Raw genomic sequence first — 16,976 nt, 5'->3', positions numbered from 1 at the left:
TATTGCGTGGGTTTTAGCTAATAAAAAACCCGGCATAGGCCGGGTTGTTATGACAGAAGCTGCTATTACAGATCCTGTTATATTGATGCTTAATACAGCGACGGCGCGCCATCGGGGCGGGTTTTAAAGCGGCGGTGTAGCCACAGATATTGCTCAGGTGCGCGCATGATCTCTTTTTCGATCACTTTGTTCATATAGCTGGCGGCCGCTATCTCATCATCAAGCGGATAGTCTTCTAATGCTGGCTGGATCAGCAAGTCATAGCCGCTACCATCTGTTTTACGCAGTAAAACCAACGGTAGCAGTGCTGGTTTGGCTAGCCGGGCCAACATAAAGGTGCCGCTGGTGGTAGCCGCCTGATTGACGGCGAACAGTGGTGCAAACACACTGCCGCGTGGGCCGTAATCCTGATCCGGTGCAAACCACACTGCTTCACCTTTTTTCAATGCTTGCACCATGCCACGCAGATCTTTACGGTCCAGCATGGCCTTATTCGAACGCATACGGCCCCAAGTCTGCACCAGTTCCATCACTTTATTATTGTGTGGGCGATACATCGCCATCATTGGCTGACATTGCCCCATTACGCGGCCGCCGAGTTCCAGCGACATAAAATGGACACCAATCACCAGTACGCCGCGCTGCCCTTGCTGCGCTTTTTTCAGGTTATCCAGACCGGTGACGGTAAACCAGCGCTTAATGCGAGCATCGGGCCAAAACCAGGCCATGCCGGTTTCCATCAACCCCATGCCTAAGGATTCAAAATTACCGACGATAGTCTGTTCGAGAGCCTGCTTATCCATATCAGGGAAACAAAGTTCCAGATTGCGCCGGGCGATAGATACTCGCCGTTTCAGGAAGCGCATTGAGGTACGCCCCAACCAAATTCCTAACTTGTTTAACAGCGGGTAGGGCAGTTGGACTAACAGAAACAAGACGCCCAGGCCAAACCAGGTCAGCCAGTAGCGTGGGTGAAGCAATGAAATATGGAATTTTTGCGGCTTTATCATAATAACTCTATCGTTATGCGTAAGTGCGGGCTTGTAACGCATATGGATGTAACTCGATAGCGATACATTTCTTCAGACACCGATGGTCCACTATCGTTTTGGTGTATACGATAATTGACATAATTTTTACATTAAAAGCGGGTTCGCGTAGGGAATGGTCATGAAGGCAGGCTATCTATAAGCGATGTGTGCTTTCAGAGGATTATACCATATTCACGATAAATGAAAGAAAAAGATCAACGTCAGATGTGCTGGCGGAATTATCACGATATAAACTGCGTTACAGTTCGACATATCGCAGAAAATGGTGCCTTAGAATCGAGGGGCAATGAGTCAACTGACTGGAAAATGGGAGACTGATCCCAATTTCGATTAATTATTGTTAACGCTGCTCTATTTGTGGGTTATCGACGTGCCACAGAAGGGAGTATAAATTCAATTTGTGTTTTTAATGTTATTAATCTGATGTTTATTTGTATTTATTACCTTTGTATTTGATCGCATTTATTCTTTCTTATATTTAATTAACCAATTATTAACATAATAAATCATTAAATTTTACCTTTTTGGGCTTTCATCACAATTCACTCTGGCTCGTCGCGCAGCCTATTGTGTTCCTTTGTTAATCTCATGTGTGTGAAAAGCAGTCACATGAAAATAAAACAGTCACGGTGTCACACTACGGGCTTCTCACCTCGCAACAAACCCGTTATCTGAAAGAAAACAAGAAGGTATTGCTATGAAACTTAATCTCGCATTACTGAATGCATGTGTCGTTTCTGCGTGCATGCTGTTCACCACGCAAACGATGGCAGAGAAAAAATATGAAATTGCTGTTGTCGCGAAAGTTACCGGTATTCCTTGGTTTACCCGCATGGAAGTTGGCGTAAATGAAGCAGCAAAAAAACTGGATGTTAATGCTTACCAGGTTGGGCCAGCCACGCCTGATCCAGCGCAACAAGTTAAAGTCATTGAAGACCTTATTGCCAAAAATGTGGATGCCATCATTGTGGTGCCGAACGATGCCAAAGTGCTGGAACCCGTACTGAAAAAAGCGCAAGAGAAAGGCATTGTGGTGTTAACCCATGAATCTCCTGATCAACGTATCGGGCAGTGGGATGTTGAGACCATCGATAGCGAAAAATACGCTCAGGCCAACATGGACGAACTGGCAAAAGCCATGGGTGGCAAAGGGGGTTATGCGATTTATGTGGGTTCCCTGACTGTGCCATTGCATAACGCTTGGGCGGATTACGCTATCAAATACCAGAAAGAAAAATACCCCGATATGTTCGAAGTCACTCCACGCCTGCCAGTGGCTGAGAACATTGATAAGTCTTACTCCACCACTCTGGATCTGATGAAAACCTATCCGAAAATGAAAGGGATCATTGGTTTTGGTTCACTGGGACCAATTGGTGCCGGTCAGGCAGTGGCGAAGAAACGTGCGAAAGATCAAATCGCGGTAGTGGGCATCGCTATGCCTGCACAGGCAGCGCCATACCTGATGCGTGGTGATATCAAAAAAGCCCTGTTGTGGGATCCAAAAGACGCCGGTTTTGCTGTAGTACAGATTGCAGATCAATTACTGAAAGGCCAAAAAATCACGCCAGACTTGACCATCGAAGGCTTGGGTAAAGCCGATGTGGATAGCGAGAAAGGAGTGATCCGTTTTAACAAGATCCTTGAAGTCACTAAAGATAATGCGAAAACATTAGGTTTCTGATTTTCAGACGCCACACCAGGGAATTACCGGCTAACTAGCCGTGCTTGGCAGTAAATCAGGCAGCGGGAGAGCACCCCCGTTGCCCTCACCATCATCACCGAATTGCTGTAAAAATAGCGCCATGCTTATGGCGTTAGGGAAGGTATTGTCATGACTCAGGCCAACGCATTTATCACTCTTGAAAATATCAGTAAGCGATTCCCTGGCGTGCTGGCGCTGGATCAGGTGAATCTCACACTGAATAAAGGAGAAGTGCACTGTCTGGCAGGCCAGAACGGCTGCGGCAAGAGCACCATTATCAAAGTGATTTCAGGAGTTTATCAGCCAGAGAAAGGCGCAAGTATCCTGATAGACGGCAAGCTGTTCCATCAGTTTACGCCGCAACTCTCATTCTTCTATGGCGTGCAGGTGATATATCAAGACTTGTCGCTATTTCCTAATCTTACCGTTTCGGAAAATATTGCCGTCCACCGTTATCTGCCCGGTGGTGATTTTTGGGTGAAGCGCAAAAGCATGCGTGAGCGAGCGTTAGCCGCCATGCAGCGAGTGGGTGTCACCCTTGATCCCGATAAAAAAGTTGAACAACTCTCTATTGCTGACCGCCAGTTAGTGGCGATTTGCCGCGCTATCGCTGCCGATGCCCGCTTGGTGATTATGGATGAACCGACAGCCTCGCTAACCAGTCAGGAAGTGAAAGGCTTGCTGGACGTGGTACGTGATCTCAAATCGCAAGGTATCTGCGTGGTGTTTGTTAGCCACCGGCTGGATGAAGTGATGGAAGTAGCTGACAGAATCAGTGTCATGCGCGATGGTCAACTCATTGGTACCTGGCCTGCCAGCGAACTGGACAGCCATGAGCTGGCGTTCCTAATGACCGGCCAGCGCTTTACCTATAGCCAGTTACCGCCACTGGCGGCAGAAGCCACACCGTTGCTGGAAATCAAAAAACTGAGTCGTGGCGAGCAGTTTCGTAACATCGATTTGACCTTACATCAGGGCGAAATTGTGTCGATCACCGGGTTACTGGGGGCGGGGCGTACTGAGCTGTGTCTGAGCCTGTTTGGCATGACCCAACCCGATAGTGGCGAGGTGTGGGTCGCCGGTGAACAAGTACATTTCCGTAATAACCGAGATGCGATCCACCATGGGATCGGTTATGTCTCTGAAGATCGTCTGACACAGGGATTGATCATGGAGCAATCGATCTATGACAACACCATCGTGTCCGTTTTTGACAAATTACATACCCGCAGTGGGTTGTTGGATCATGCCAAAGCCGCAGCGTTGGTGAAAAAACTGGTGCGGGATCTGAACATCAAAGTGTCCGATACCGCCCTGCCGGTCAAGACGTTGTCGGGCGGTAATGCACAGCGTATTGCTATTGCTAAATGGGTGGCGACACAACCGCGTATTTTGATCCTCGATTCTCCGACCGTCGGCGTAGATATCGCCAACAAAGAAGGGATTTACCATATTGCCAAAGCCTTGGCTGAGCAGGGGATGGCGGTATTGATGATTTGTGACGAGATCCCGGAGGCTTACTACAACAGTCACCGGATATTAGTGATGCGCAAAGGTGAACTGGTGGCTGAGTTTTACCCTCATCAGTGCACCGAACAACAGGTAGCCGAGGTGGTCAATGGATAAGCTAAAACTGCGGCAACTGACGGGGCGACATGAGTTTTATCTCGGGTTATTGGTATTACTGTTAGTCATCGGACTGAGCGTAAAAAGCCCGGAGTTCCTGACCTTAGGAAATCTGACCGATGTCGCCACCAGTTATGCCATTTTGGGTATTCTGGCCTGTGGCTTGTTTGTGGTGCTGATTGCCGGTGGCATTGATATCTCCTTCCCGGCGGTAACCGCCATTGCGCAATATGTCATGGCGTCGTGGGTGATTACCCATGGCGGCAGCTTCGCGCTAGCGTTTGTTCTGGCAATGTCAGTTGGTTTAGTGCTGGGGCTGATCAATGGGTTGCTGGTGTATTGGTTGAAAGTCCCAGCAATAATTATCACCATTGCCACACTGAATCTGTTCTACGGCCTGCTGGTTTATTTCACCAACGGTACCTGGTTGTACGGCTTCCCTGACTGGTTTATGACCGGGATTAACTGGTTCTCGTTTACCGGCAGTGACGGCTATGACTATGGCCTGACACTACCGTTGTTCTGCCTGGCGGCGACCATCATTTTCACCGGTGTATTGATGAATTACACCCGCCTTGGGCGGCAGATCTTTGCCATGGGCAGCAATAAGGATGCGGCTTCCCGCCTGGGCATTAATATTCTGCGTTTGCATCTCTACGTCTATGGCTACATGGGCATGCTGGCAGGGGTGGCGGCGGTGGTACAGGCGCAGATTTCCCAGTCAGTAGCACCTAACTCATTGATGGGGTTTGAGCTGACCGTGCTGGCCGCCGTGGTCTTGGGTGGCACCAGTATGACGGGGGGCCGTGGATCCCTCAGTGGCACCGTGCTCGGCGTGATGTTACTGGCATTTTTGCAAAACGGCCTGACGCTGCTGAGCGTCTCCTCTTACTGGCATACGGTTTTCAGCGGCGCAATCATTTTGGTGAGTATCAGTACCACCGCATGGAATGAAAAACGCAAATTGCTGAGGGAGCACTGATATGACCTGGCTAAACCGAATTATTCCTAACGACCGCATTATCCGCCTGCAATTATTGATTCTGGTGGCAGTGATGTTGGCCTTCTCATTGACCTTGGGACAACGCTTCTTCAGCTTGGGTAACTTCCAGTCTATTTCCTCACAGTTGCCGATTTTAGGCATGCTGGCGCTGGGGATGGGGCTGACCATGCTAACCGGCGGTATTAACTTATCCATTATTGCCGGAGCGAATGCTTGCTCATTAGTCATGGCTGCCATCATTGTCAGCCACCCTGATCAGCCGCTGTTCCTGCTACTGGCATTAGTTGCTGGCTTGCTGGTGGCGGTGATGATTGGAGCGTTGAATGGCTTACTGATTTCAGTGGTCGGGGTGTCGCCAATTCTGGCGACGTTGGGCACCATGACATTGATTACCGGGCTGAATATTTTATTGTCCAACGGTGATGTGATTTCTGATTTCCCACCGGTGATTCAATACATTGGCAGTGGTGATATTGCCGGTATTCCGGTCGCGATGATCTTGTTTTTACTGGTCTCAGCGGGGCTGTGGGTGCTTTTGGAACACACGACCTTGGGGCGCAGTATCTATTTGGTCGGCTCCAATGAGCAGGCCACCCGTTTTAGTGGCGTGAATACTCATCGAGTACAGGTCGCGGTCTATATCCTGTCAGCCGTATTAGGATGGGGGGCGGCTATCTTGATGATGGCGAAATTTAACTCGGCCAAAGCCGGTTACGGCGAATCCTATCTATTAGTCACCATTCTGGCATCGGTATTGGGTGGCATTAACCCAGATGGCGGCTTTGGTCGCATCATCGGTTTGATCCTGGCGCTGGTGGTACTGCAACTATTGGAAAGTGGCCTGAATTTGCTGGGGGTGAGTAGCTACCTGACCATGGCGTTATGGGGTGGGGTGCTGATCCTCTTTATCGCATTACAGAATCGTAAGGCTTAAGAATTGAGGGATACAACAATGGCAAGTTACTTTATCGGCGTAGATGTAGGGACCGGCAGCGCAAGGGCCGGAGTATTCGATTTGCAGGGCCGCATGGTCGGGCAGGCTAGCCGTGAAATTACCATGTTTAAGCCCAAGGCGGATTTTGTTGAGCAGTCTTCCGATAATATCTGGCAGGCGGTGTGTAATGCGGTACGGGATGCGGTGAATCAGGCTGATATCAACCCGATCCAAGTGAAAGGGCTGGGGTTCGATGCCACCTGTTCGCTGGTGGTGCTGGATAAAGAAGGCAACCCGTTGACCGTTAGCCCGTCAGGGCGCAGCGAACAGAATGTGATTGTCTGGATGGACCATCGTGCCATTACCCAGGCAGAAAGAATTAATGCCACCAAACACCCGGTATTGGAGTTTGTTGGCGGCGTTATTTCGCCTGAAATGCAAACCCCAAAACTGCTGTGGTTGAAACAGCATATGCCAACCACGTGGAGTAATGTCGGTCATCTGTTTGATCTACCAGATTTTCTGACCTGGCGGGCGACCAAAGACGAAACCCGTTCGCTTTGTTCTACGGTGTGTAAATGGACTTATCTGGGCCATGAGGATCGCTGGGATCCGTCCTATTTTAAATTGGTCGGGCTGGCTGATTTGCTGGACAACAATGCGGCGAAAATCGGCGCTACCGTTAAACCGATGGGCGAGCCGTTGGGCCGTGGACTTAGCCAACGGGCGGCATCAGAAATGGGGTTGATCCCTGGTACTGCGGTCAGTGTCTCTATTATTGATGCCCATGCTGGCACCATTGGTATCCTCGGTGCCAGTGGTGTGACTGGCGAAAATGCCAATTTTGATCGGCGAATTGCGCTGATTGGTGGCACTTCAACGGCACATATGGCGATGTCCCGTTCCGCGCATTTTATTGGCGGCATCTGGGGACCCTATTATTCGGCTATCTTACCGGAGTACTGGCTGAATGAGGGTGGGCAGTCGGCGACGGGAGCATTAATTGACCATATTATTCAAACACATCCGTGTTACCCAGAGCTGTTGGCACAGGCCAAAAGCAAAGGTGAGACTATTTACGAGGCGCTAAATCACATTCTGCGTCAGCTCGCTGGTGAACCGGAGAATATCGCCTTCCTCACCAAAGATATTCACATTTTGCCGTACTTCCACGGTAACCGTTCACCGCGTGCGAATCCGAATCTGACGGGTATTATTACCGGCTTGAAGCTGTCCACCACCTTTGAAGATATGGCGTTGCGCTATTTGGCGACCATTCAGGCGCTGGCGCTGGGAACGCGGCATATCATCGAAACCATGAATAAGAATGGCTATTGCATTGACACTATGATGGCCAGTGGCGGCGGGACTAAAAACCCGATCTTTGTACAAGAACACGCTAATGCGACGGGTTGTGCCATGTTACTGCCGGAAGAGAGTGAAGCCATGTTGCTCGGCAGTGCCATGATGGGCACAGTCGCAGCAGGTGTGTTTGAGTCGCTGCCGGAGGCGATGGCGGCCATGAGCCGAATTGGTAAAACGGTCACACCGCAAACTAACAAAATCAAAGCCTATTACGACCGTAAATACCGCGTGTTCCACCAGATGTATCACGACCATATGCGCTATCAGGAACTGATGCAGGAGGAAGGATGAGCCAGAGTGATGAATGGCAGATAGCCAGTGACGCATGGATGACTTATAGCCGCGAGTTGGCGGCGTTAAAGGATAATGTCGATCCGCAGGTGTGGTTGCAGGTGCTGGAGATGTTGGCTGGGTGCCGTGGCAAAATCGCGGTAACTGGGGTGGGCACATCAGGTATTGCCGCACGAAAGGTTGCTCATATGCTGGCTTGCGTAGAGCAACCGGCGATTTACCTGAATGCCACTGATGCCGCACACGGCGATTTGGGTTTCCTCGGGCCACAGGACATCATCATTTTGATCTCTCGTGGCGGGAACTCCGATGAGCTGACCCGGTTGCTGCCAACGCTGCAACGCAAGCAAGTGCAGATTATCAGCGTAACGGAAAACGAGCAGTCGGCTATCGCGCAGGTATCTGCCTTGGTGCTGAAAACGCATGTGAAGCAAGAGATAGACCCGCTGAATATGTTAGCAACCACCTCTATTGTTCTGGTGTTAGCCCTGTTTGATGCTATTTGCGCCTGCCTGATGGCTCGCAGAGGTTTTACTAAACAGGCCCTGCTGGCGGTGCACCCCGGCGGAGATGTGGGTATCGAATTACGTAAACAGCAGTAAGTAGCCGATAAAAAAACACCGCGTCAGTGTCATCGCGCGGTGTTTTTTATTCTTAATCTTTCAACGTATTACCAGAAACCCAGTACTTTCCACCAGGCGCTACCGATAATCAGCCAGATAGGGATAACCACCAGACTGATCAGGAAACCTATTTTCCACCAGGTCGCCAGTGGGATAAAGTTACAACCAAACAGGATAGGGGCCGGGCCGCCAGAGTAGTGGGTAGTCGCCATATACAGGTTACTGAACATACCGAATACCAATACGGTCAGCATTGGCGGAGCACCTGCTGCGATAGCGATGGAGACAAAAATGGCATACATGGCACTGATATGGGCGATGGCACTGGCCATCATATAGTGGCTGTAATAATACGCCAGCAACAGGATCCCCATCATTGGCACCCAGTTCATCCCCTGTACTGAACCGGCAATTGATGACCCAAACCAGGTAATAAAGCCCAGTTTATTCAGTTGGCTGGCGAGTGTTAACAGTACCGCAAACCAAATCACCGTATGCCAGGCTTCTTTCTCGGCAATCACATCATCCCAGGTCAGTGCGCCACTCAGTAATAAAATTGCCAGTCCAATAAAGGCGGTCATGGTGGCATCAATATTCAGTGCCGCGCCACATACCCACAGCGTCACCAGCCCGACGAAGACCGATAATACAATCCATTCGTTGCGGCTCATTGGCCCCATTTCTTTCAATTTCACCATTGCCAGGGCGCGCATTTCCGGGGTTTTCTTTATTTCCGGCGGATAGAAGCGATACAGCAACAATGGGATTACCGCCAAAGAGATTAAACCGGGGACAATGGCGGCCAATGCCCAACTGGTCCAGGTAATGGTAATCCCCATTTCACCTGCCAGTTTGCCAATCATTGGGTTACCGGCCATCGAGGTCAGGAACATCGCACAGGTAATGGCATTACACTGGAAGATACATTGCACCAGAAATGCCCCGATTTTGCGTTCGGTACCGCGCTCTGGTGTCGATTCATAGGCTTCGGAAATTGAGCGGAACAGTGGGGTAATGATGCCACCACATCGGGCGGAGGTAGACGGCATCGCCGGTGCGAATAGCAAATCGGTCAGCACTAAACCATAAGCCAGACCTAGCGAGCTGTGGCCCAATTTACTGATAAACAGATAACCGACCCGGCGGCCAAAACCTGTTTTAATAAAGCCGCGTGAGATAAAGAAGGCACAAGCGATCATCCAGATTGTCGGGTCAGCAAAACCGGCTAATACTTCTTTGATGCTCAGCAAACCTGTTGCCGCGACTACCGTCAGGCTAAATATCGCCATTGCTCCTAACGGATATGGCGACAAGATCAGGCCGATAACCGTCGCTGCAAAAACCGCCATGAGGTGCCAGGCGCGCGGGTCTACCGATTCCGGGACGGGGCTAAACCAGATACCTATCCCAATAAATAGGATAAATAACATCCTTCCTATACGTGTTTTGAATATCGACATGATTATTTACCCTGATGCTATTTTATGTGCAGTGTTAATCATCGCCAGTGAAAAAAGCGGTAATAATGAGATGATTAAGGCGGTGATTATATGAAATAACTGTATAGACAAAATAACGTGGTCATTTTGATCAAAGTCATTCTTATATTGTTCGTGGTGGGGATGCACAGTTGGAGAAATATATTATTCTGGCGAGAACAATTGAGACGAAATCTAGCGGTTACTCTACTTTATTAATTATCCTGTGCGGGATTTTATCTGTTAAAACAACGTAATTTTGCATTAATAGACGAGGAGATAAAGTCAGGGGCAGCCTGAGTACAGGCAAATCGGACAGACTAAATCTATTAGTAAAGAATAATGTATAACGCATAAACGTTGCTTATTGGATTTATTACTTTTAGCCTACTGGAAATTGAATATTATTCTAAGTGTAGCTCTATTTTTGGCAACAAAAAAACCCGCACAAAGGCGGGTTCTTTTTATTCAGAATAACGTAACTTATCAGGGCTATCACCTTCATCTATCGTACGTTATTCCAATAGTTTTGGTATCTATTATTGGCTGTTACAGCGCAATAACATTAGCCGCTGCTGGGCCTTTAGCGCCGTTCTCAATAGAGAACTCAACTTTTTGACCTTCATCTAAGGTTTTAAAATCATTACTCTGGATGGCAGAGAAGTGAACGAACACATCTTTGCTACCATCAGCAGGAGAGATAAAACCAAAACCTTTATCGGCATTAAACCATTTTACTAAACCAGTCATTTTATTAGACATAGAGATACTTCCTTCAATTATTTTTGATTGCCGCCATAGGCGAGCGGATAGGCTTGGGTACAACTTATGGGGCACTTAGAAGGAATTTCGCGGAGAAGAGGTATCTGTCTGATAACGCTAATACGGAGAACTGCTTTACTAAAACTGCTTGCATAAATGTTACTGTCAACCGGGTACTGCTTATTACTTTATTTGGGGAGCTGGCTACACTGCTCGGGTCTGGCCGTCATCGCTATCGGCAGCCTACTCCCCCTAATCACGCTGTATTACAGAGCGACTACGTTTACCGCTGATGGGCCTTTAGCGCCGTTCTCAATAGAGAACTCAACTTTTTGACCTTCATCTAAGGTTTTGAAATCATTGCTCTGGATGGCAGAGAAGTGTACGAACACATCTTTGCTACCATCAGCAGGAGTGATGAAACCAAAACCTTTACCAGCGTCAAACCATTTTACTAAACCAGTCATTTTATTAGACATAGGGATACTTCCTTCAATTATTTTTTGCCACAATAGTGAGGCGAACGTGGTCTGTTTTTCAGAGGGTAACTTACTTAGGCACTTAGGAGGAGACTCACGGAGAAGGGATATCTTTGGATATGCTTTAACTGAGGACTGCTTTACTAAAACTGCTTTCATAAGGTCTGTGTTCCAAACCGATGAGGCTATTTAACCACAACACATTCCCTGTGGCAACCTAATATTTGACTACCATAGCCAGTGTCAATGGTTTTTTCATCTGCTCTGATGTGCGAGTATAATTTTTTATTTTACGAAACAACTGGTTATACCGACAATAGTTGTTGCTAAATTGTAGGATATTTTTGTGTTAGCAAGCTAAAAGCCGGAGGCAAAAACCCCCGGCGGGTGAATTTAGCGAGGAGAAACTGTTACTGTGCCGCTACGATCACTGGCAATCATGACGCGTTGACCCGCGCTGAAACGCGTTGGCCCTTGTGCCTGTACGACGACGATGTTGCTGCCATCATCTCGGCGAATTTCCAGTTGTACGCCTTCACTACGGTTCATGGCGCTTTGCACGCCCTGACCTGCCATACCACCAGCTACTGCACCACCTGCCGTTGCCAGACTATTACCACGGCCACCACCAATAGTGTTACCCAAGAAGCCCCCGACCACCGCACCACCAATGGCCCCGGCCACATTATTTTCACTGCCACCTTGAATGGTGACTGGTCGTGCGGAGACTACCGTACCGTAGGTTACCGTCTGTACTTGTCGTGCCTGAGAGGCAGTAAAAGTATCACCAGACGCCGTTCTGTTGTTAGCACATCCACTTAATACAGTCGCTGTAAGCGCTACGGCAATGACCAGTTTATTCATAATCAAACCCCTATTATCGGTACAAATCAGACTTCGTCAGCAATACCCTTCCTACTTGACGTTACAGCGGTGCCGTTTTGCTGTAACGCCCAATATGTTGAGTATAGATAGTTGTTAATAATGACTATAGCGTGAGAACGATTAATCTGAGGAAATAAATATGATCGCAGTGTATATAGGCGGAGTTACCGCAGTGCCGAGCATGGGGCATTTATGGCGCGAACCCGCAGGGGGCAAACAGGGGGCGTAATAAAAAAGGCGCGCTCCGTGTGGAGTACGCCTTTTTAAACAACAAGTTAACCGACTAGTATCAGTTCATGCCGTATTTTTTCAATTTCTTACGCAGCGTGCCACGGTTGATGCCCATCATCAGGGCAGCGCGGGTTTGGTTGCCACGGGTGTATTGCATCACCATGTCCAACAATGGCTGTTCAACTTCAGCCAGTACCAACTCATACAGGTCACTCACATCCTGACCATTCAGTTGAGCAAAATAGTTCTTCAGTGCTTGTTTAACCGAGTCACGCAAAGGCTTTTGAGTCACCTGATCTTGTGAATTTACGGTTGCAACGGTCAGTACGTCAGAATTTACGCGTTGTTCGAACATAGTTCTGTCAGCTCTTTTTTCTGTTTACGCAAGATTTTCGAAATATGCCTCCAACGCCTCCAGCTGTTCGCTGGCATCCTCAATGGCGTTGAATGTGCGCCGAAACTGGTCGTTAGGGGCATGCTCCTGGAGATACCAAGAGACGTGCTTACGTGCAATACGAAATCCCTTGCCTGGACCATAAAAGTCGTGCAATTCCCGTATATGCCCGTTTAACAAGCGCTGCACTTCGCCAAGTGGCATCGGTGGCAGCAACTCCCCAGTGTCCAGATAATGCTGGATTTCCCGGAAGATCCAAGGTCTTCCCTGAGCGGCACGTCCTATCATCAGAGCATCAGCCCCAGTGTAGTCGAGCACCGCTCTGGCTTTATGCGGGTCAGTGATGTCGCCATTCGCGATAACGGGAATGGAAACAATCTGCTTAACTGCCCGAATGCTGTCGTATTCCGCTTCACCATTAAACAGGCAAGAACGGGTTCGGCCATGAATCGTCAGGGCTTGTATACCACAATTTTCGGCCAGTTGGGCAATTTCTATACAGTTACGGTGTTCGGTCGACCAACCAGTTCTGATCTTCAGCGTTACTGGCACATCTACCGCATTGACCACTGCGGAGAGGATTTGTTTAACCAAATCAGGATGTTGCAATAATGCAGATCCTGCCAGTTTGCGGTTCACTTTCTTGGCTGGACATCCCATATTGATGTCGATGATTTGTGCACCATTAGCCACATTGATTCTGGCTGCTGCTGCCATCTCATCTGGATCGTTACCGGCAATTTGCACGGTACGAATACCAGGCTCATCGCTATGAACCATACGCAAACGCGACTTATCCGTCCGCCAGACCTCAGGATTCGAGGAGAGCATTTCAGATACCGTCATCCCAGCCCCCATGCCATGACATAGCGCTCTGAAGGGGCGGTCTGTTATACCAGCCATCGGGGCGGCAATCAGGCAATTTGTAAGCTGGAAGTGTCCAATACGCATAGACAAAGAATGACCACACTGTGTCCGTAAGGGCGCGTATATTACGCATTTTTGCGCTCAGATGAAAGGCCAAACTTTGACCAATTGATGAAAAAAGAGCGATAAAATACCCATTAAACTTGGCTAATTAATTATTTATTCATATATAACATGATGTTAACTTGAATCGATTAATTTGTGCGCTTAAGGATTTTCTACTAAACATCACAATTATCGACAGGTTATGCCTCATCAACCTGGTCGAAAGTGCTGATTTATTCATCAAATCAATGATAAAGCACATATAGAAATGAGTCAGACCTCTCATTTCAGTTAAAAAAAGAGTGTAGTGAATTGCCGGGAATGCTAACTCAGCAGGGGGGATAGTCCCTGCTATGGCGTAGCAGCCTTAGCAGGGGAGTCAGTTTTGCGTGCTTACTGCTTGATACCGGTAATACGGCACCATTCTTCTTTCTCTGCCACGGGATCGAGGGTGAATTTATCCTCGTAAGCCTGTGCGACGCCCAGTGCCTGGGTTGCCAGTACGCCAGATAACCCCAAATGACCGCCCGCGACCGGGAGTACGCTAATCAGTGGAGCCAGCTCGCGCAAGGGGCCAGCCAGAATATTGGCGACCACCACATCGGCAGATAAGTCTGCTGGCTGGTCTTTGGCAAGATACAGCTCCAGACGCTCTGAAACGCCGTTACGCTGTGCGTTATCACGACTGGCCTGAATGGCCTGCGGATCGATGTCGATGCCAATAGCGCGCGTTGCACCGAGTTTTAGCGCGGCAATTGCCAGGATGCCAGAGCCACAACCGAAGTCGATAACGGTTTTACCGTCCAGGCTGAGGCCATCGAGCCATTGCAGACACAATGCGGTGGTTGGGTGGGTACCCGTACCAAATGCCAAACCAGGGTCCAGCATCACGTTGACCGCTGTTGGGTCCGGCACATCACGCCAGCTCGGGCAGATCCACAAGCGTTCACCAAAACGCATCGGATGGAAATTATCCATCCATTCACGTTCCCAATCTTTATCTTCCAACTGCTCAATCTTATGGATAAAGCCTTTACCGAGTTGCGGGTTGTATTCCAGCATGGCGATCACTGCGGCCATATCCGTTTCAGCATCGTACAGGCCAATCACATCAGTATCGCCCCACAGACGCGTTTCCCCTGGTAGCGGCTCAAACACCGGATTATCGTGGGTATCCTGAAACGTGACTGACACCGCGCCACTTTCAATCAATGCGTCCCCAAGGGATTCGGCCTGATTGCCAGTGGTGTTTAATTTTAGTTGAATCCAAGGCATAACTTTTCTCTCAAAAGCTCAATCCCCTTCATCTTTCAAATCGCAGGGGTGTTGGCTGTGCTCACGCACCCGAATCACTTGACTGTGTAAGCTCATCGGGATGCCCTCGCTTGCCGCCTTCCTGCATTTTGAAATCTATTGGGTATATAATTGAGCTGATATAAATTAATCGTTTCTAATCAGCGCTAACTACCGCGGGCTGTCGTGCCCGCGCTCTGTCGCCAAACTGATTACCGATATAAAACGCCAGCAGATTAAGCACCAGTGACGGCACTATCGGGTGCAGACCGGCTATCTTAATATTGAAACTGGCCAGTACCGTATAGCATACCGCACCGACAATCATAGAGCTAAGGGCACCATGAGCATTGGCTCGCTCCCAGTACAGCCCTAGCACCAATGGCCAGAGGAATACGGCTTCCAGGCCACCAAAGGCCAACAGATTAAGCCAGATAATCATTTCTGGCGGCCGCCAGGCTGCAAGTAACAGTAACAGCCCAAGAATAAGCGTTGATAAGCTGGAAATACGCGCCAACTTGCGTTCATTCTTCAACTCTTCCGGCCGCAGATTGAGATATAAATCTTTCACGATGGTTGCAGACGATTGCAGCAACTGGGCATTGATGGTCGACATAATCGCCGCCATGGGTGCCGCCAGAAAGATCCCGGCGGCAAAGGGCGGTAACACTGTGATCATCAGTGTCGGGATCACCTGATCGGGGATCTTCAAGTCCGGCAGGATCGCCCGGCCCAATGCGCCAGCCAAATGCATGCCGAACATCAGGATTGCGACCACAATGGTGCCGATGATAATGCCACGGTGTACCGCTTTGCTATCACGATACGAAATACAGCGCACGGCAGTATGTGGCAGGCCAATCACGCCAAAACACACCAGGATCCAGAACGAGGCCATAAACGGCAGATCAAGGATCTTCTCACCACCTTGCGGTGAAACTAGCGCTGGATCAATATGTTGTAGTGTATCGATGGCTTTATGCAGCCCACCTGCGGCATGGATCACCGCCACAAGCAGTAAAATAGTGCCGATCAACATCACCAGCCCTTGCAAGGCATCGTTCAATACACTGGCGCGGAAACCACCAAAAGAGGTATATAGCGCGATACTGATACCAAATATTAATAAGCCGGTATCGTAAGGAATGCCCGCTGCGGTTTCCAGCAAACGTGCACCACCAATAAACTGCACGGTCATGGCACCGACAAATGCCACCAACAAGCTGATACTGGCCAACCACACCAGTAACCGGCTTTGATAGCGGGCATACAGCATATCGTTGAGGGTCACGGCATTATAGCGGCGTGCCAGAATAGCGAACTTCTTGCCCAGAACACCCAGTGACAGCCAGACCGCAGGTAACTGGATCATCGCCAATAACACCCAACCAAGGCCATATTTATAGGCAGCACCCGGCCCGCCAATAAATGAACTGGCACTGATATAAGTGGCGGTCAGGGTCATTGCCAGTACGAATCCTCCCATCGAGCGGTTGCCGATAAAGTATTCGTTTAGAAAACTTCCGGTTTTTTGGCGGGTATAGGCATAAATTGATAAGCCAAATACCATTGCCAGATAGCCCACCAATGGCAGGACAACATCAGTTTGCATTCTCATCCTCCAGCGAGATATCGCGGAAGACGAAACGCACCATCAGAGCGCACAGCACAATAAACACCAGTGGCAGCGCAATACAGGCGGCTTCAAACCAAGCCGGGAGGCCAGTCATGCCGGGGATATTACCGGGTAAATACGCAGTCAATATCCAGCCAGCCAGATAAGCCAATGTTAAACCAAAGGCCCAGCGCGCTTCTTTGTGAGCTTGTATGAATCTTGTTTCCATTGTTCTCCCCATACCCTTTGTACTTGGCGCGACAGCGTT

General features: G+C 49.1%; 16 protein-coding genes. 6 read left to right on the top strand and 10 right to left on the bottom strand.

Annotated elements, in window-relative coordinates; genetic code table 11:
• Positions 1 to 89 precede the first annotated feature (89 nt).
• Entirely contained in the window at positions 90 to 1,010 is a 921-nt protein-coding gene (lpxP, locus tag A6J67_RS01270; RefSeq protein ID WP_005191423.1) for a kdo(2)-lipid IV(A) palmitoleoyltransferase, read from the bottom strand.
• 739 nt (positions 1,011 to 1,749) lie between these two features.
• Between lpxP and A6J67_RS01265 the strand changes: the two genes are divergently transcribed.
• From A6J67_RS01265 to A6J67_RS01240, 6 genes are all read left to right on the top strand, one after another.
• On the top strand, positions 1,750 to 2,736 hold the full coding sequence (locus A6J67_RS01265) for an autoinducer 2 ABC transporter substrate-binding protein (RefSeq protein ID WP_005191421.1): 987 nt from the start codon (positions 1,750 to 1,752) through the stop codon (positions 2,734 to 2,736).
• 150 nt (positions 2,737 to 2,886) lie between these two features.
• Positions 2,887 to 4,383, top strand: coding sequence for a sugar ABC transporter ATP-binding protein (locus A6J67_RS01260; protein ID WP_042568988.1), 1,497 nt, complete (start codon positions 2,887 to 2,889; stop codon positions 4,381 to 4,383).
• Positions 4,376 to 5,365, top strand: coding sequence for an ABC transporter permease (locus A6J67_RS01255; RefSeq protein WP_032907665.1), 990 nt, complete (start codon positions 4,376 to 4,378; stop codon positions 5,363 to 5,365). The genes A6J67_RS01260 and A6J67_RS01255 overlap by 8 nt, the downstream gene beginning before the upstream one ends.
• A gap of 1 nt (position 5,366) precedes the next feature.
• Complete coding sequence (locus A6J67_RS01250; protein WP_005191414.1) at positions 5,367 to 6,320, top strand: ABC transporter permease; 954 nt, start codon at positions 5,367 to 5,369, stop codon at positions 6,318 to 6,320.
• 18 nt (positions 6,321 to 6,338) lie between these two features.
• Positions 6,339 to 7,976: an FGGY-family carbohydrate kinase gene (locus tag A6J67_RS01245; protein ID WP_005191411.1), complete on the top strand. Its 1,638-nt coding sequence runs from the start codon at positions 6,339 to 6,341 to the stop codon at positions 7,974 to 7,976.
• The gene (locus tag A6J67_RS01240; protein ID WP_032907663.1) at positions 7,973 to 8,578 is read left to right on the top strand and encodes a KpsF/GutQ family sugar-phosphate isomerase; all 606 of its coding nucleotides are present in this window, start codon (positions 7,973 to 7,975) and stop codon (positions 8,576 to 8,578) included. The genes A6J67_RS01245 and A6J67_RS01240 overlap by 4 nt, the downstream gene beginning before the upstream one ends.
• Positions 8,579 to 8,646: 68 nt before the next feature.
• Here A6J67_RS01240 and A6J67_RS01235 read toward each other — a convergent pair whose 3' ends face one another.
• From A6J67_RS01235 to A6J67_RS01195, 9 genes are all read right to left on the bottom strand, one after another.
• Complete coding sequence (locus tag A6J67_RS01235) at positions 8,647 to 10,059, bottom strand: anion permease (protein ID WP_050296874.1); 1,413 nt, start codon at positions 10,057 to 10,059, stop codon at positions 8,647 to 8,649.
• Positions 10,060 to 10,626: 567 nt separating this feature from the next.
• Positions 10,627 to 10,839, bottom strand: coding sequence for a cold shock protein CspG (gene cspG / locus A6J67_RS01230; protein WP_032907660.1), 213 nt, complete (start codon positions 10,837 to 10,839; stop codon positions 10,627 to 10,629).
• A 266-nt stretch (positions 10,840 to 11,105) separates the two neighbouring features.
• Positions 11,106 to 11,318: an RNA chaperone/antiterminator CspA gene (cspA, locus tag A6J67_RS01225; RefSeq protein ID WP_005163090.1), complete on the bottom strand. Its 213-nt coding sequence runs from the start codon at positions 11,316 to 11,318 to the stop codon at positions 11,106 to 11,108.
• A 393-nt stretch (positions 11,319 to 11,711) separates the two neighbouring features.
• A complete protein-coding gene (locus A6J67_RS01220) occupies positions 11,712 to 12,182 on the bottom strand; it encodes a glycine zipper 2TM domain-containing protein (RefSeq protein WP_005191397.1) in 471 nt (156 codons plus the stop codon).
• Positions 12,183 to 12,492: 310 nt separating this feature from the next.
• Positions 12,493 to 12,789: a DNA-binding transcriptional regulator Fis gene (fis, locus tag A6J67_RS01215; protein ID WP_002210061.1), complete on the bottom strand. Its 297-nt coding sequence runs from the start codon at positions 12,787 to 12,789 to the stop codon at positions 12,493 to 12,495.
• A gap of 24 nt (positions 12,790 to 12,813) precedes the next feature.
• Positions 12,814 to 13,779 carry a tRNA dihydrouridine synthase DusB gene (dusB, locus tag A6J67_RS01210; protein WP_032907659.1) on the bottom strand — a complete coding sequence of 322 codons (966 nt, stop codon included), beginning with the start codon at positions 13,777 to 13,779 and terminating at the stop codon, positions 12,814 to 12,816.
• 414 nt (positions 13,780 to 14,193) lie between these two features.
• Positions 14,194 to 15,075, bottom strand: coding sequence for a 50S ribosomal protein L11 methyltransferase (prmA, locus tag A6J67_RS01205; protein ID WP_042568992.1), 882 nt, complete (start codon positions 15,073 to 15,075; stop codon positions 14,194 to 14,196).
• Positions 15,076 to 15,250: 175 nt separating this feature from the next.
• Complete coding sequence (gene panF / locus A6J67_RS01200) at positions 15,251 to 16,705, bottom strand: sodium/pantothenate symporter (protein WP_050296875.1); 1,455 nt, start codon at positions 16,703 to 16,705, stop codon at positions 15,251 to 15,253.
• Positions 16,695 to 16,937 carry a YhdT family protein gene (locus tag A6J67_RS01195; protein ID WP_042568993.1) on the bottom strand — a complete coding sequence of 81 codons (243 nt, stop codon included), beginning with the start codon at positions 16,935 to 16,937 and terminating at the stop codon, positions 16,695 to 16,697. Before A6J67_RS01195 ends, panF begins: the two co-directional genes overlap by 11 nt.
• Positions 16,938 to 16,976 lie beyond the last annotated feature (39 nt).

The sequence above is a fragment of the Yersinia sp. FDAARGOS_228 genome (assembly GCF_002073315.2).
Lineage (GTDB): Bacteria > Pseudomonadota > Gammaproteobacteria > Enterobacterales > Enterobacteriaceae > Yersinia > Yersinia intermedia.
Note: the sequence above shows the minus strand (reverse complement) of the source record. Positions and strands in the feature narration are given on the sequence as shown.